Origin of the sequence: Micromonospora pallida (assembly GCF_900090325.1) — a bacterium.
In the GTDB taxonomy this organism is placed as follows: domain Bacteria; phylum Actinomycetota; class Actinomycetes; order Mycobacteriales; family Micromonosporaceae; genus Micromonospora; species Micromonospora pallida.
In genome coordinates this window covers 4,853,388-4,867,531 of the sequence record NZ_FMHW01000002.1, presented here as the reverse complement: position 1 = coordinate 4,867,531, position 14,144 = coordinate 4,853,388, and the positions used below count along the sequence as shown (strand labels likewise).

The following is a 14,144-nucleotide window of genomic DNA, read 5'->3' as shown; positions in this document are numbered from 1 at the left end:
CAGGTCCGCCGGTGCGCGGCGGCTTTGCTTGGTAGCAGGGGTCCCTTGTTACTCATTCATGAGTAACAAGGGACCCCTGCTACCACGCGGAAGCGGGTGGGCGGCTGGGGTGGCTCAGACTGCCAGGGCGGCGCTGGCGGTGCTGCCCGCTGGGGGTGGCAGCAGCAGCGACGGCACCCCGTGGGCGGCCAGCGCGGCCCGCAGGCGCTGGGTGTCGGCGCCGAACCGGACCAGGTCGGGCTGACTGACCGGGGTGGGCGCCTCGCCGAGGACCAGCCCGGTCGCGGCTGCCGGCCAGCCGGGGACGGCAGCCGTCATGACCGTACGGATCTCGTCGTCGGTGACCAGGCTGAAGACCGTGCCGGGCGCGACCGCGCCAGCCACCGCGTCGATCGCCCGGCGCACCGCCGCCGGGTCGGCCGGCTCCGGGCCGGGGCCGTCGTCCAGCGTGGCGGCGGCGAGCAGCCCGGCGGCCTTCGCCTCGGCGGTGCCGAGCGAGAAGAGGTCCTGCTCGGCGTCGCGGACCAGCGCCCGCGCGCCCGGCCCGTCCGCCGCGCCGACCTCGGTGAGGTAGCCGCGCACCACCGCCACCGGCACCTGGTCGCACTTGCCCTTGATCAGCTCACCCGCGCCGGCCAGCTCGTCGACCACCGCCATCTGGGTGAGGTTCAGCTCGTTGCCGTACGGGTCGATCTCGCCCCGATGGTCGCGGATGGCCGGCAGGCCGGCGACGCCGAGCGCCACGTCGGTCAGGCCGTTGCGCCACGGCCGTCCCATGGTGTCGCTGACGATCACCGCGACGTCCACGCCGTACCGTTCCCGCAGCGCCGTGCGCAGCGCCCGGGCCGAGGCGTCCGGGTCCTCGGGCAGCAGCACCAGGCGGGTCTTCTCCACGTTGGACGCGTCGATCCCGGCCGAGGCCATCACGAAGCCGTGGTGTGTCTGCACGATCCGGGTGGCGCCCCGGGTCGCCACCACCCGGGCGGTCTCGGCGGCGAGCACCTCGTCCCGGGCGGCGAGCCGCTCGGGCCCGTCCGCCGGTACGTCGACCAGCCGTCCCTCCGCCTTCGACACGATCTTGCTGGTCACCACCAGTACGTCGCCGTCGCGCAGCCACGGGGCGGCGGTCGCGATCAGGGCGGCCAGGTCGTCGCCCCGGGCCACGTCGCCGATACCGGGTACCGGCAGGATCTCCAACCTCATGACAGCTCCACCGCGGCGCGGACCATGCCGGCCGTCGCCGCCTCGTCGGTCATCCACAACGGCACCGCCCGGATGGTCACCTCCGGCACGGTCGTCCCCTCGTCCTCCGGGGCGACCAGCCAACCGTCGAGCAGCCCGCCGGCCCGCCGCCCGCCGTAGAGTCTGCCCACCCCGGCGGCGCTGCACGCCACGTCGAGCACGGCCAGGCACCGGTCGGCCATCCCGCGCACCGGCGCGCCACCGATGATCGGGGAGATCCCGACCACCCGGCCCGGCGTGTCGGCCACCGCTTCCCGCAGCCCCGGCACGGCCAGGATCGGCGCGATGCTCACCACCGGGTTGCTCGGCGCGAGCAGCACCAGGTCGGCCGCGCCGAGCGCGTCGAGGACGCCGGGCGCGGGCTTGGCGCTCTCCGCGCCGACGAAGACGAACCGGTGGGTGGGCACCTCGGCGCGGTACCGTACCCACCACTCCTGGAAGTGGATCGCCCGCTGGCCGCCGTCGAGGTCGACCACCGCGTGCGTCTCCAGCCGGTCGTCGGTCGCCGGCAGCAGCCGTACGCCGGGCTGCCAGCGGCTGGACAGCGCCTCGGTGACGGCGGAGAGCGGGTACCCGCCGTTGATCATGCTGGTCCGCACCAGGTGGGTGGCGATGTCCCGGTCGCCCAGGCCGAACCAGGTCGGTTCCGCGCCGTACGCGGCGAGTTCGGTCCGCACCGTCCAGGTCTCGTCCGCCCGTCCCCAACCGCGCTCGCGGTCCGCGCCCCCACCGAGGGTGTAGAGCACGCTGTCCAGATCCGGGCAGATCTTGAGTCCGTGCAGGTAGAGGTCGTCGCCGACGTTGACCACGGCGGTCACCTCGGCGCCGACCTCGCGGGCGTACGCCCGGACGCCGAGCAGGAATCGGGCACCCCCGATGCCGCCCGCCAGAACCACGATGCGCATGTCGACCATCCTCGCGCACGTGGCGCTGTCGTTCGGGTATCGCGCGGAGAGACTAGGCTCACTTCGCACCTATCCGACATCGCCCGAAGAGGGGGAGCCCCTTGACCAGCCCCGCCGAGCCCGCGTCGACCCCCGACGCGCCGCAGGCCTCCCAGCACACAAAACCACTCCGCGAACTCGTCGCCTTCGTGCTCCTCGGCGCGAACGCGGTGCTGCTCTTCCTGGGTCTGATCCGGCTGCTGGTGCCGATGTCGGAGTACAGCACCCTGACCGGTCGCGCAGTGAGCGGCGTCAACATCTTCCTCGGTATCGAGGCGCTCGTCCTGCCGGTGCTGGCGTTCCTGATCGCCACGCACGTGCAGCCGGCGGTGCCGAAGGCGAAGCAGATCACCCTGTTCGCGCTCGTCGAGTACGCGGTGAGCGCGGTACTCGGCGTGCTGAGCTTCCTGATCGGAGTGGTCGGCCTGCTCGCCGAGGGCGAGATCGGCAACGCCTTCCTGCTCCTGCTGGAGTCGGTCGCCGTCCTGGCGGTGCTCGCGGTCGCCGGCCTCGTGGTGCAGAAGGTGTGGCGGGCGCAGTACTACGTCCCCAAGCCGAAGCCGCAGCCGGGCGTCTACGGTCAGCCCCAGCCGGGCTGGCCGCAGCAGCAGGGTGGCTACCCGAACTACCCGACGCAGCCCGGCCAGTACGGCGCACAGCCCGGCTACCCGGCCCCGCCGTACGGCCAGCCGAACCCGCAGTCCGCTCCGCCGTTCGGTGCTCCCCAGTCGGCCCCGCCGTTCGGCCAGCCGACCCCGCAGTCGGCCCCGCCGTTCGGTACCGCGCCGCAGTCGGCTCCGCCGTTCGGCGCCCCGGCCCAGTCGGCTCCGCCGGTCGGTCAGCCGGGCACCCCGTCGCCCTTCGGCACCGCCACCCCGCCCGCCCCGCCGTTCGGGACGACTCCCGGCGCGCCGGTGACCGGCCCCACGCCGACGCCGGCCGGCGGTACCCCGTCCGCGCCGCCCTTCGGGCAGCCGCCGTCGGCCGACCCGACCCAGGCGATCCCCCGCCAGTTCACCGAGCCCACCACCGTGGCTCCGGGCGGCGACAGCGACCGTACCCAGGTCGTCGCGCCGGACGCGGACAGCGACCGTACCCAGGCCGTTCCCCGCGACCCGGGCTCCGACGCCCGCTGATCTACCGGCCCGCCCGCCGCGCCCCCGTGTGCTGGCCGGGCCGACCCGGGGCCGGTCGACGTCCCAAACGGACCACGACCGGCCCCGGCCCGCCGGGTGGGCCTTCTGACCGGCAGGCTCCGCATCCCACTGGCGCAGCCCTGCGGGAGGACGGCATGGCCAGGCCATCAAGCCGGCAATAGGGTTGCGGCATGCGGGAGAAGACTGAGGCGGGGGCGGCCGGCGGGGCGGGCACCACGGCTGGCGGGCCGCCGCCTGTCGACGCGGTGACCGAGGCGGAGGTACGCCGCGCCCTGCGTCGCGCGGCCACTGGCCGAGCGCTGGACGTCGACGAGGCGGCCGCGCTGCTCGCCGCCCGGGGCGACGCCCTGACGGAGTTGTGCGACGTGGCCGCCGGGATCCGGGACGCCGGACTGCGCGAGGCCGGCCGGCCCGGTGTGATCACCTTCTCCAAGAAGGTCTTCGTCCCGCTGACCCGGCTCTGCCGGGACCGCTGCCACTACTGCACCTTCGCCACCGTGCCGCACCGGCTCCCGGCGGCCTTCCTCGACCGGGACGAGGTGCTCGCGATCGCCCGCGAGGGCGCGGCGCAGGGCTGCAAGGAGGCCCTGTTCACCCTCGGCGACCGGCCCGAGGAGCGTTGGCCGGCGGCCCGGCGGTGGCTGGACGAGCGCGGCTACGACTCCACCCTGGACTATCTGCGGGCCTGCGCGGTCGCGGTGCTCGAGGAGACCGGGCTGCTGCCGCACCTGAACCCGGGCGTGCTCTCCTGGTCGGAGTTGCAGCGGCTCAAGCCGGTCGCGCCGAGCATGGGCATGATGCTGGAGACCACCGCCACCCGGCTCTGGTCGGAGCCGGGCGGCCCGCACCACGGCTCGCCGGACAAGGAACCGGCGGTCCGGTTGCGGGTCCTCGACGACGCCGGCCGGGTCGGCGTCCCGTTCACCACCGGCATCCTGATCGGCATCGGCGAGACGCCCGCCGAGCGGGTGGACGCGCTTTTCGCCATCCGCCGGGCACACCGCGAGTACGGCCACCTCCAGGAGGTGATCGTGCAGAACTTCCGCGCCAAGCCGGACACCGCCATGCGCGGCATGCCCGACGCGGAGCTGCACGACCTGGCTGCCACGGTGGCGGTGGCCCGTGTCCTGCTCGGCCCGAAGGCCCGCATCCAGGCCCCGCCGAACCTCATCGCCGGCGAGTACGAACTCCTGCTGCGCGCCGGCATCGACGACTGGGGTGGCGTCTCCCCGGTGACCCCGGACCACGTGAACCCGGAACGGCCCTGGCCGCAGCTCGACGAGCTGGCGAAGCACACCGCCGCCGCCGGGTTCACGCTGCGCGAGCGGCTGACCGTCTACCCGGAGTACGTCCGGGCCGGTGACCCGTGGCTCGATCCGCGCCTGCTGCCGCACGTGACCGCGTTGGCCGACCCGGCCACCGGGCTGGCCGTCGAGTCGGCCCGTCCGCAGGGGCGACCCTGGCAGGAGCCGGAGGAGACCCACGGCGGCCGGGTCGACCTGCACGCCAGCATCGACACCACCGGACGGACCGGGGACCGGCGGGGCGACTTCGACAGCGTCTACGGCGACTGGGCCGAGGTGGCCGGGAAGGTCCGGGCGGGAGCCGCCGGAGGCGGGGGAGACGCGGAACTGCGTACCGGACTGCGGTTGGCCGCCGACGACCCGGCGGCGCTGCTCGACCCCCGGCACGCGGACGCGGCGCTGGCGCTCTTCGCGGCGGACGGCGCGGCGCTCGACGCGCTCTGCCGGCTCGCCGACGACGTGCGTCGCGACACCGTCGGCGACGACGTCACCTACGTGGTCAACCGGAACATCAACTTCAGCAACGTCTGCTACGTGGGCTGTCGGTTCTGCGCGTTCGCACAACGCGAGCGGGACGCCGACGCCTACCGCCTCTCGGTGGAGCAGGTCGCCGACCGGGCCGAGGAGGCGTGGGCGGCGGGCGCGACCGAGGTCTGCATGCAGGGCGGCATCGACCCGAAGCTGCCGGTCACCGCGTACGCCGACCTGGTCCGGGCGATCAAGCGGCGGGTGCCCGGGATGCACGTGCACGCCTTCTCGCCGATGGAGGTGGCGACCGCGTCGGCGAAGGCCGGGCTGTCCATCCGGGACTGGCTGGAGCAGTTGCGTGAGGCCGGACTGGACACCATCCCAGGCACTGCCGCCGAGATCCTCGACGACGAGGTGCGCTGGGTGCTCACCAAGGGCAAACTGCCCACCTCCGCCTGGGTCGAGGTGGTCACCACCGCCCACGAGCTGGGCATCCGGTCCAGCTCGACCATGATGTACGGCCACGTCGACCATCCGGCGCACTGGCTGGCCCACTTCCGGGTGCTGGCCGGGGTGCAGGACCGCACCGGTGGCTTCACCGAGTTCGTGGCGCTGCCGTTCGTGCACACCAACGCGCCGATCTACCTGGCCGGCATCGCCCGTCCCGGCCCGACCTGGCGGGAGAACCGGGCGGTGCACGCGATGGCCCGGTTGCTGCTGCACGGTCGGATCGACAACATCCAGTGCTCCTGGGTCAAGCTCGGCGACGAGGGGACGGTGGCGATGCTGCGGGGCGGCTGCAACGACCTGGGCGGCACCCTGATGGAGGAGACGATTTCCCGAATGGCCGGGTCCGGCAACGGGTCGGCCCGTACCGAGGAGCAGTTGCGCGCCATCGCCACCGCGGCGGGCCGTCCGGCCCGGCGGCGTGGCACGGCCTACGGTGAGCCGGCCGGACGGTGAACCCGCCCGGACCAGTCCGGGTTCCGACGCCGGTGGGAAAGGTCGCCTGCGGCGGAATCCCACGTCCGGCACGTTCTGCACTGGACGGAAAAACCGGCTGACGGTATTGACAGTCGAGCAAATAGCGCCCGGTCGGCCGCCCCCCGCCGTTCCGGCCTGGCCGTCGCAACATTCCTATCCCGCAATTCCGCCCCGTCAGTCCGGTGACCGTTGGTAGCGTGCTCGCCCTCCGCTGCCGCCGGTCCGGCTTTCCGCTGCCGCCTCTGTGCCACGTGGTGGGACAAAATGCACTTACCGGCGAGGCATTCTCGTCTCTGTCCGGATGTCGACACAGCCGGGCTGACCAGGGAAATCTGGCTGTTGAGAGGCGTTCGTTGGTGGCTTGCGGTCGCCTGTTGTCCACATTGTGGGCAGGGTGCGGGCGCCGCCCGATGCTCGACGGGCGGTGCTGGGTAAGTCGCGTTAACCTGTGCCCCACCAAGATCGCTGATCTTGGCGGAGGTGCTCCGGTCGTCCACGTGGGCGGTGTGGTCCGGGTCGGACGGTGGAGCGCCACGGGAGAAATCTCGACCAACTCGCCGGAGAGGGCGTTACTCCTCTGGGGTCTGAATCGATAGGGCAGGTTGCGGGGTCGGGCGGCCCGGAAGGCCGTCCGGAGCGTGTCGGGAGGGCGACTCCATTATCAAGTTCGGCTTGACGGCGCACGTATTACACGCGTGTAATTTGAATGGGGTTGTCTACACCGAACGCAGCAAATCGGTACCGGAGGGACGAACGCGCCTTTCCGCGTGGGGGTTGCAGCGGCGATGACGCCGGTGCGCGACAAGGAGGCATTCGATGGACGGCCAGCTTGAGGTGGCCGACCTGCTCGGAAACGCGCCGGAGTGGCAGGAGCGGGCGCTCTGCTCGCAGACCGACCCGGAGGCGTTCTTCCCCGAGAAGGGCGGCTCGACCCGCGAGGCCAAGCGGATCTGTTCCCGATGCGAGGTCAAGACGGAGTGCCTGGAGTACGCACTCGGTCACGACGAGCGGTTCGGAATCTGGGGTGGCCTCTCCGAGCGGGAGCGTCGCAAGCTCAAGCGGCGGGTGGCCTGACGTTTCCCCGTGCCGGGCGGTGGGGGCCGCCCGGTCCGGGCCCCGCCCGTGAGGGCTCAGGCCAGTTCGTCGAGCTCAGGTCAGCCCGTCAGGGTCAGACCATCCCGTCGAGGTCAGGCCAGCTCGTCGGGATCGACCCCGAGCAGATTCGCGACCTGCTCGATGATGACATCGTGGACCAGATCGGCGAGATCCTCCCGGTCCATCGCGCGGAACTCCAGCGGACGCCGGTAGAGCACGATCCGTGGTGGGATCTCCTGCCGGCCGCCGGGACGCCCTGGCAGCAGCCGGGCGAGGGGCACCTCCCCGTCCTCGAGTACGTCCGAGTCGTAGACGTTGAGGTCCGGGGGCACGTCCTCGACGGCGAACTCGACCCCGGCCAGCTCCTTGGCGAAGCGGCGCTCCAAGGTCTCGACCGTGTCCAGCACCAGGTCGTCGAAGATCTCCGCCTTCGTCCGGGCCAACGGCACGGTTGCCGGTACCAGCCGCCCGCGCAGACCTCGGCCGTGCCGGTCGCGGCGCACCCGCCGACCGGGGCCGGGGCGACGGTGTTCCGGACTGGTCATAGGGCACAGGGTAGTCCTCATCTCCGCTGGCCTGCCGCTCCGGCGCTCCCGGGCGTGCCGGACCGGAGTGTCTCGTCCGTTGTGCGGCGAACTCTCCCACCCGGCGGCTGAATTGTGATCTCGGTGACGGGCGTGTCGCACCGTGAACCGGTGCGGCGAACCCGGTAATGGAGATACCCTGCCGCACGTGAGGTCATCACGGCGCTGCTCCAGAAACGGCTGCCCCCGGCAAGCGGTCGCCACATTGACCTATGTCTACAACGAGTCGACCGCCGTCATCGGTCCGCTCGCGGCCTTCGCCGAGCCGCACACGTACGACCTCTGCGAGCCGCACGCGCGGAACCTCACCGCGCCACGGGGCTGGGACGTCGTCCGACACGAGGGCGAGTTCGAGCCGCCTCCGCCCACCACCGACGACCTGGTGGCCCTCGCCGAGGCGGTTCGCGAGGCCGCGCGCCCCGCGCCCCGCGTCCCGCAGGAGACCTCGCACCAGGACCAGTCCCAGCCGCCCCAGACCGGCCGCCGGGGCCACCTCCGCGTGATCCCGCCCACCCACTGACTCCGTCCCGCCCGTCAGGGCGTACCCCGGCGTCTGAGGTAGACGAAGGTCTCGGTCGAGACGACCCCCGGTACGCCCCGGAGCCGTCCCAGGGTCTCCACCAGGTGGTCGTCGTCCCGGCAGGCCACCTCGGCCAGCAGGTCGAACGAGCCGGTGGTGATCACCACCTGGTCGATCTCCGTCAACTCGGCGAGCTGGGCGGCGACGGCGTCCAGGTCGCCCTCGGTCCGTAGCCCGATCATGGCCTGACGGGGCAGCCCGAGCTGGCGCGGGTCGGTGACCGCGACGATCCGCATCACGCCCGCGTCGACAAGTCGCTGCACCCGCTGGCGTACCGCCGCCTCGGAGAGCCCGACCGCCTTGCCGATCGCCGCGTACGGACGGCGGCCGTCCTCCCGGAGCTGTTCGATGATCCGCCTCGCCACGTCGTCGAGGAGGCCGTGGTGCGCTCCCTCACGCACGGCGACCCGCCGCACGGAGCCGGAACTATCCTGATGGCGGTTGGTCATCGCGGACTTCCCTCACGTTGGACGATGGGTCGCTGCTCGCCGGTGACAGGTCGGCAGTGTGACGTATTTCGTCGTGCAGGATCAATGTGACCACGGAATCACTTGTCCGCAAGGATTCCTCATGCCAGTATCGTTCGACCCATCGCCCGGTCCTCCCACCGGCATGCCCCCTCGCCGACGACGATTCCCAGGAGCCGTCACATGCCCAGTCACCCCCGGACGGTTTCCCGGCGTGGCCTGCTCTCCGGTGCGCTCGGCTCGGCCGCGCTGCTCGGCGCGGGTGGTGCCCTCGCCGGCTGCGGCACCGAGCCGGCGCGGCAGACCGAGGAGGGCTGTGTCAGCGAGGACCGCTCCGCCAACGAGAAGAAGCTGATCTTCTCCAACTGGCCGCAGTACATGGACGTCGACGAGGCCGACGAGACGAAGCGGCCGACCCTGGACGCGTTCCAGGCCGAGACCGGCATCCAGGTCACCTACACCGAGGACATCAACGACAACAACGAGTTCTTCGGCAAGGTGCGCAACCAGCTCGCCGCCTGCCAGAGCACCGAGCGGGACCTGGTCGTGGTGACCGACTGGATGTCGGCCCGCATGATCCGGCTCGGCTGGATCCAGAAACTCGACCCCGCGAAGCTGCCCAACGTCCAGGCGAACCTGCTGCCGTCGCTGAAGGGCCGCTCGTTCGACCCGGAGAACCGGATCTCCGTGCCGTGGCAGACCGGCCTCGCCGGGCTGGCCTACAACGGCAGCGTCACCAAGGAGATCCGTACCATTGACGAGCTGCTGACCCGCCCCGACCTGAAGGGCCGGGTCACCGCGCTCAGCGAGATGCGCGACACGATGGGGCTGCTGCTCCAGGCCAACGGGCACGACCCGGGGAACTTCACCGAGGCGCAGTTCGACGACGCCCTCGCCAAGCTCAAGCGTGCGGTCGACGGCGGGCAGATCCGCCGGTTCACCGGCAACGACTACGCCCCGGAACTGGCCCGGGGCGACATCGCCGCCTGCCTCGGCTGGTCCGGCGACATCATCCAGCTCGGCTTCGAGAACGACAAGATCAGGTTCGTGGTGCCGGACTCCGGCGCCATCCTCTACTCCGACGACCTGATCGTGCCGAACAAGGCCACCCACCGGGCCAACGCCGAGCAGTTGATCAACTACTACTACCAGCCGGCGGTCGCCGCGAAGCTCGCCGCCTTCGTCAACTACATCTGCCCGGTGCAGGGCGCGCAGGCGGAGATGGAGAAGATCGATCCGGAGCTGGCCGCCAATCCGCTGATCTTCCCGGACGACGCGATGCTGGCGAAGTCGAAGGCCTTCATGACCCTGACCGAGGCGCAGGAGAAGGCGTACGAGTCGAAGTACCAGCAGGTCATCGGGGCGTGAGTGGATGGTGACCGAGACCAACGGCGGTGACCTGAGGCTGGTCGACCTGACCAGGCGGTTCGGTGCCGTCACCGCCGTCGACCAGCTCACCCTCACTGTCGGGCAGGGCGCGTTCTTCGCCCTGCTCGGGGCCTCCGGCTCAGGCAAGACCACCACCCTGCGTATGGTCGCCGGCCTGGAGGAACCGACCGCCGGCCAGGTGTTCCTCGGCGACCGGGACATCACCCGGCTGCGTCCGTACCGGCGGCCGGTCAACACGGTCTTCCAGAGCTACGCCCTCTTCCCGCACCTCGACGTCGCCGAGAACGTGGCGTTCGGCCTGCGCCGGCGGGGCATCCGCCAGGTCCGCCCGCAGGTCGAGCGAATGCTTGCCCTGGTGCAGCTCGACGGGTACGGGCGGCGGCGTCCCACCGAACTCTCCGGCGGGCAGCAGCAGCGCGTCGCGCTGGCCCGTGCCCTGATCAACAACCCGCAGGTGCTCCTGCTCGACGAGCCTCTCGGTGCGCTCGACCTGACGTTGCGCCGACGGATGCAGACCGAGCTGAAACGGATCCAGATCGAGGTCGGCGTGACGTTCGTGCACGTCACCCACGACCAGGAGGAGGCCATGACGATGGCCGACACGGTCGCGGTGATGAACGCCGGCCGGATCGAGCAGGTCGGCGCCCCCGCCGACCTGTACGAGTTCCCCGCCACCGCGTTCGTGGCGAACTTCCTCGGCCAGTCGAACCTGCTCGCCGCCGAGGCCGCCGGCCGGACCGGCAGCGAGGTCGCGGTGACCGCGTACGGCACGCGCTTCACCGTGCCCGTCGGCCGCGCCCGCGCCGACCGGGGCCCGGTCCACCTCGGGGTACGCCCGGAGAAGCTGCGCCTGGCCACCTCCGCCGACGAGGTACCCGACGGGCACCAGCACGTCGCCGGCGTGGTCAGCGACGCCGCCTACGTCGGGGTCAGCACCCAGTACCTGGTCCGGACCGGCTGGGGGAGCGAACTGTCGGTGTTCGTGGCCAACGACGGCAGCGGAGGGCGGTACGCCGTCGGCGCGTCGGTGTTCGCGTACTGGCGGCCGGAACACGCCTTCCTGCTGCCCCGCGAGCTGGCGACCGTCGACGCCGGCACGCCACCGCGCGACGAGCCGCCGGTGGCGACCGGGGTGACCGCGTCGTCGGGCCGGACCGCCCGGGAGTCCCGGTGACCGCGTCACCGGGTAGGCCTGTGGTGACCGCGTCGCCGGTGGCGACCGGGGTGACCGCGTCGTCGGGCCGGGCCGGTCGGAAGTTCCGGTGAGCGCGTTGGTCCACCTGCCCGGCGGGGCCGGACCGGCCACCGGGGCCACGTCGGCCGTCCCGCCCCGGCCGGCCCGGCATCGGCTGCTGCCGTACCTGCTCCTGCTGCCCGGGGCGGCCTGGCTGACCGTCTTCTTCGTCGTGCCGCTGTTCCAGCTCGCTGCAGTCAGCCTCTACGACCCCACCGGCTCACTGGCCACCGGGTACGCGATGACCTGGGCGTTCGGCAACTACCCGGACGCGGTGGCGGCGTACTGGCCGCAGTTCGGGCGTTCGTTCCTCTACGCCGGGGCCGCGTGCGCGCTGGGACTGCTGCTCGGCTACCCGCTGGCGTACGCGATCGCCCGGAAGGCCGGACGCTGGCGCAACGTCCTGCTGGTGTGCGTGGTCGCCCCGATGTTCACCAGCTTCCTGGTCCGTACGCTGGCCTGGAAGACCATCCTGTCGGACCACGGCGCGCTGGTCGGGCTGCTGCGGGACGTCCACCTCCTCGACGCCGACGGGCGGCTGCTGGCGACACCGTTCGCGGTGGTGCTCGGGCTGACGTACAACTTCCTGCCGTTCCTGGTGCTGCCGCTGTACGCGAGCCTGGAGCGGCTCGACCCCCGGCTGCTGGAGGCGGCGGGCGACCTGTACGCCGGCCCGGTCCAGGCGTTCCGCCGGGTGGTGCTGCCGCTGTCCAGGCCCGGCCTGGTCGCCGGGACGCTGCTGTTCTTCATCCCGGCCAGCGGCGACTACATCAACGCCGAACTGCTCGGCACGCCCAACGAGTACATGATCGGCAACGTTATCGACTCGGCGTTCCTGGTCCGGCTCGACTACCCGCAGGGCGCCGCGCTGTCGTTCCTGCTGATGGCGGCGGTCCTCGCGGTGGTCTTCAACTACCTGCGCCGGGGCACTTTCCAATGAGTCGGGTGCTGCGGTGGTTGGCCGACCACTGGGTGGTCGGCGTGGCCCTGCTCGTCCTCGGCTACCTGCTCCTGCCGGTCGCCGTGGTGGCCGCGCTCTCGCTCAACCGGCCGGCGAGCCGCCTCTCCTACGACTTCCACGAGTTCACCCTGGACAACTGGCGCAACCCCTGCGCGAGCGCCGAGATGTGTGACGCGGTGGTCCGCAGCGTGCAGATCGGCTTCCTCGCCACGGTGGTCGCCACCGTGCTCGGCACGCTGATGGCGTTCGCCCTGACCCGGCACCGGTTCCGCGGCCGTGCCACGGTCGACGTGCTGGTCTTCCTGCCGATGACCACCCCCGAGCTGGTGATGGGGACGTCGCTGCTCGCCCTCTTCGTCTCTGCCGGGGTGCCGCAGGGGTTCTGGACCGTCGTCATCGCCCACGTCATGTTCTGCCTGTCGTTCGTGGTGGTGACGGTCAAGGCGCGGCTCGCCGGGATGGACCGGCGGCTGGAAGAGGCCGCGATGGACCTCTACGCCAGCGAGTGGCAGACCTTCCGCCGGGTGACCCTGCCGTTGGCGCTGCCCGGGATCGTCGCCGCCGCCCTGCTCGCCTTCTCGCTCTCCTTCGACGACTTCATCGTCACCAACTTCAACGCCGGCAGCACCGTCACCTTCCCCATGTACGTCTGGGGCGCCGCCCAGCGGGGCATCCCGCCGCAGGTCAACGTCGTCGGCACCGCCATGTTCGCGGCCGCCCTGCTGCTCGTCCTGGTCACCACCGTCCGCACCTCCCGTTCCGCACCCCGCCCGCTCTCCGGCTAGCAGTTGGGTGGTAGCAGTTGGGTGGTAGCAGGGGTCCCCTGTTACCGCATTTTGATGAGCAAGGGTCCCCTGCAACCACCCAGCGCTGGGGAGCGGAAGCCGCCGGTTGGTCATTGCCTCCGCGTGCGATGCGATCGAAACTTTCTTCATGACGTCTTCTCGGTCGTCCCGTGGCGGTGACGCCGACCGGCCGCGTCCGGTCACCGGCGACTCCACCGTCCGGACCACGGTGGCGCTCCTCGCCGGGATGCTCACCTTCGTGCTTGCCTGCGGCGCGGAGCTGACCGTGGTCGGCGCGCTGCTCGGCTTCCGGCCCGGCGGGTCACCGCCGGCGGTCGGGTCACTGGGGGAGTGGGCCGACCCGGACGCTCCGTCGCCCACCGCGCCGGCCACCAGCCCGGCCGCGCCGGAGAACGTGACGACGAAGCAGGTCACCGAGACGGCCCGGATCCCCTTCCCGGTGCAGATCGTGGACGACCCGGCCCTGCCCGAGGGACAGCAGGTGATCCGCATCCGGGGGGTCGTCGGCGTGAAGACGCTGACCTACGAGGTGGTGCACGTCGACGGCGAGCCAACCGACAAACGGCTGCTTCGTTCGACGGTCACCCGGCCCCCGGTCACCCAGGTCGTGGCGGCCGGGACAGCCACCACGGCGGCGTGCGACCCGAACTACAGCGGCTGCGTGCCGGTCGCCGAGGACGTCGACTGTGCCAGGCGGGGCGACGGTCCGGCCTGGATCACCGGCACGGTCAAGGTGACCGGCTCCGACATCTACCGGCTCGACCGCGACCGCAACGGCGTCGGCTGCGACGAGAAGAACTGACCCCCTCGCGGATCGTGGTGGCAGGTGGCCCCGAGGAGGGCCGTTCACCACCACGATCCGCGCCCGGAAACGGCCAGGTCCGCGCCCGGAAACCACCACGATCCGCGCCCGGAAACGGTCAGGTCGC

The 14,144-nt window shown here is 71.8% G+C and carries 13 protein-coding genes; 9 read left to right on the top strand and 4 right to left on the bottom strand.

Features of this window, described 5'->3' with window-relative positions; genetic code table 11:
* Window positions 1–114: 114 nt before the first annotated feature.
* Window positions 115–1,203 (bottom strand): coenzyme F420-0:L-glutamate ligase, encoded by a 1,089-nt coding sequence (locus GA0074692_RS20060; protein ID WP_091646736.1) that lies wholly within the window; start codon window positions 1,201–1,203, stop codon window positions 115–117.
* A complete protein-coding gene (cofD, locus tag GA0074692_RS20055; protein ID WP_091653796.1) occupies window positions 1,200–2,147 on the bottom strand; it encodes a 2-phospho-L-lactate transferase in 948 nt (315 codons plus the stop codon). Before cofD ends, GA0074692_RS20060 begins: the two co-directional genes overlap by 4 nt.
* 101 nt (window positions 2,148–2,248) lie before the next feature.
* On the opposite strand from cofD, the gene GA0074692_RS20050 reads away from it, so the two are divergent.
* The 3 genes from GA0074692_RS20050 to GA0074692_RS20040 all read left to right on the top strand — a co-directional run bounded on the left by GA0074692_RS20050 (window position 2,249) and on the right by GA0074692_RS20040 (window position 7,173).
* Window positions 2,249–3,322 carry a hypothetical protein gene (locus GA0074692_RS20050; RefSeq protein WP_091646735.1) on the top strand — a complete coding sequence of 358 codons (1,074 nt, stop codon included), beginning with the start codon at window positions 2,249–2,251 and terminating at the stop codon, window positions 3,320–3,322.
* A 191-nt stretch (window positions 3,323–3,513) separates the two neighbouring features.
* Complete coding sequence (locus GA0074692_RS20045) at window positions 3,514–6,078, top strand: bifunctional FO biosynthesis protein CofGH (RefSeq protein WP_245730384.1); 2,565 nt, start codon at window positions 3,514–3,516, stop codon at window positions 6,076–6,078.
* Between the two features lie 837 nt (window positions 6,079–6,915).
* Entirely contained in the window at window positions 6,916–7,173 is a 258-nt protein-coding gene (locus GA0074692_RS20040) for a WhiB family transcriptional regulator (protein ID WP_088980572.1), read from the top strand.
* 113 nt (window positions 7,174–7,286) lie between these two features.
* Here the strand turns inward: GA0074692_RS20040 and GA0074692_RS20035 are convergent, their stop codons facing one another.
* Window positions 7,287–7,739 (bottom strand): metallopeptidase family protein, encoded by a 453-nt coding sequence (locus GA0074692_RS20035; RefSeq protein ID WP_091646734.1) that lies wholly within the window; start codon window positions 7,737–7,739, stop codon window positions 7,287–7,289.
* Between the two features lie 187 nt (window positions 7,740–7,926).
* On the opposite strand from GA0074692_RS20035, the gene GA0074692_RS20030 reads away from it, so the two are divergent.
* Window positions 7,927–8,298: a DUF3499 domain-containing protein gene (locus tag GA0074692_RS20030; RefSeq protein WP_091646733.1), complete on the top strand. Its 372-nt coding sequence runs from the start codon at window positions 7,927–7,929 to the stop codon at window positions 8,296–8,298.
* Between the two features lie 14 nt (window positions 8,299–8,312).
* Here the strand turns inward: GA0074692_RS20030 and GA0074692_RS20025 are convergent, their stop codons facing one another.
* Complete coding sequence (locus tag GA0074692_RS20025; protein ID WP_091646732.1) at window positions 8,313–8,807, bottom strand: Lrp/AsnC family transcriptional regulator; 495 nt, start codon at window positions 8,805–8,807, stop codon at window positions 8,313–8,315.
* Window positions 8,808–9,008: 201 nt separating this feature from the next.
* Here GA0074692_RS20025 and GA0074692_RS20020 point away from each other — a divergent pair, with 201 nt between their 5' ends.
* From GA0074692_RS20020 to GA0074692_RS20000, 5 genes are all read left to right on the top strand, one after another.
* Complete coding sequence (locus GA0074692_RS20020; protein ID WP_091646731.1) at window positions 9,009–10,193, top strand: polyamine ABC transporter substrate-binding protein; 1,185 nt, start codon at window positions 9,009–9,011, stop codon at window positions 10,191–10,193.
* Between the two features lie 4 nt (window positions 10,194–10,197).
* Window positions 10,198–11,388, top strand: coding sequence for an ABC transporter ATP-binding protein (locus GA0074692_RS20015; protein WP_091646730.1), 1,191 nt, complete (start codon window positions 10,198–10,200; stop codon window positions 11,386–11,388).
* Window positions 11,389–11,476: 88 nt separating this feature from the next.
* Entirely contained in the window at window positions 11,477–12,388 is a 912-nt protein-coding gene (locus GA0074692_RS20010; protein WP_176738516.1) for an ABC transporter permease, read from the top strand.
* Window positions 12,385–13,194 carry an ABC transporter permease gene (locus GA0074692_RS20005; RefSeq protein ID WP_091646729.1) on the top strand — a complete coding sequence of 270 codons (810 nt, stop codon included), beginning with the start codon at window positions 12,385–12,387 and terminating at the stop codon, window positions 13,192–13,194. Before GA0074692_RS20010 ends, GA0074692_RS20005 begins: the two co-directional genes overlap by 4 nt.
* Before the next feature lie 148 nt (window positions 13,195–13,342).
* Window positions 13,343–14,017, top strand: coding sequence for a G5 domain-containing protein (locus GA0074692_RS20000; protein WP_091646728.1), 675 nt, complete (start codon window positions 13,343–13,345; stop codon window positions 14,015–14,017).
* The last annotated feature ends 127 nt before the right edge of the window (window positions 14,018–14,144 follow it).

Excerpts from the sequence above, each read along its gene's own strand:
- GA0074692_RS20045 (WP_245730384.1), top strand. The coding sequence starts at position 3,514 with ATGCGGGAGAAGACTGAGGCGGGGGCGGCCGGCGGGGCGGGCACCACG.
- GA0074692_RS20025 (WP_091646732.1), bottom strand. The coding sequence starts at position 8,807 with ATGACCAACCGCCATCAGGATAGTTCCGGCTCCGTGCGGCGGGTCGCC.
- GA0074692_RS20060 (WP_091646736.1), bottom strand. The coding sequence starts at position 1,203 with ATGAGGTTGGAGATCCTGCCGGTACCCGGTATCGGCGACGTGGCCCGG.
- GA0074692_RS20035 (WP_091646734.1), bottom strand. The coding sequence starts at position 7,739 with ATGACCAGTCCGGAACACCGTCGCCCCGGCCCCGGTCGGCGGGTGCGC.
- GA0074692_RS20020 (WP_091646731.1), top strand. The coding sequence starts at position 9,009 with ATGCCCAGTCACCCCCGGACGGTTTCCCGGCGTGGCCTGCTCTCCGGT.
- GA0074692_RS20000 (WP_091646728.1), top strand. The coding sequence starts at position 13,343 with ATGACGTCTTCTCGGTCGTCCCGTGGCGGTGACGCCGACCGGCCGCGT.
- GA0074692_RS20005 (WP_091646729.1), top strand. The coding sequence starts at position 12,385 with ATGAGTCGGGTGCTGCGGTGGTTGGCCGACCACTGGGTGGTCGGCGTG.
- GA0074692_RS20015 (WP_091646730.1), top strand. The coding sequence starts at position 10,198 with ATGGTGACCGAGACCAACGGCGGTGACCTGAGGCTGGTCGACCTGACC.
- GA0074692_RS20040 (WP_088980572.1), top strand. The coding sequence starts at position 6,916 with ATGGACGGCCAGCTTGAGGTGGCCGACCTGCTCGGAAACGCGCCGGAG.
- cofD (WP_091653796.1), bottom strand. The coding sequence starts at position 2,147 with ATGCGCATCGTGGTTCTGGCGGGCGGCATCGGGGGTGCCCGATTCCTG.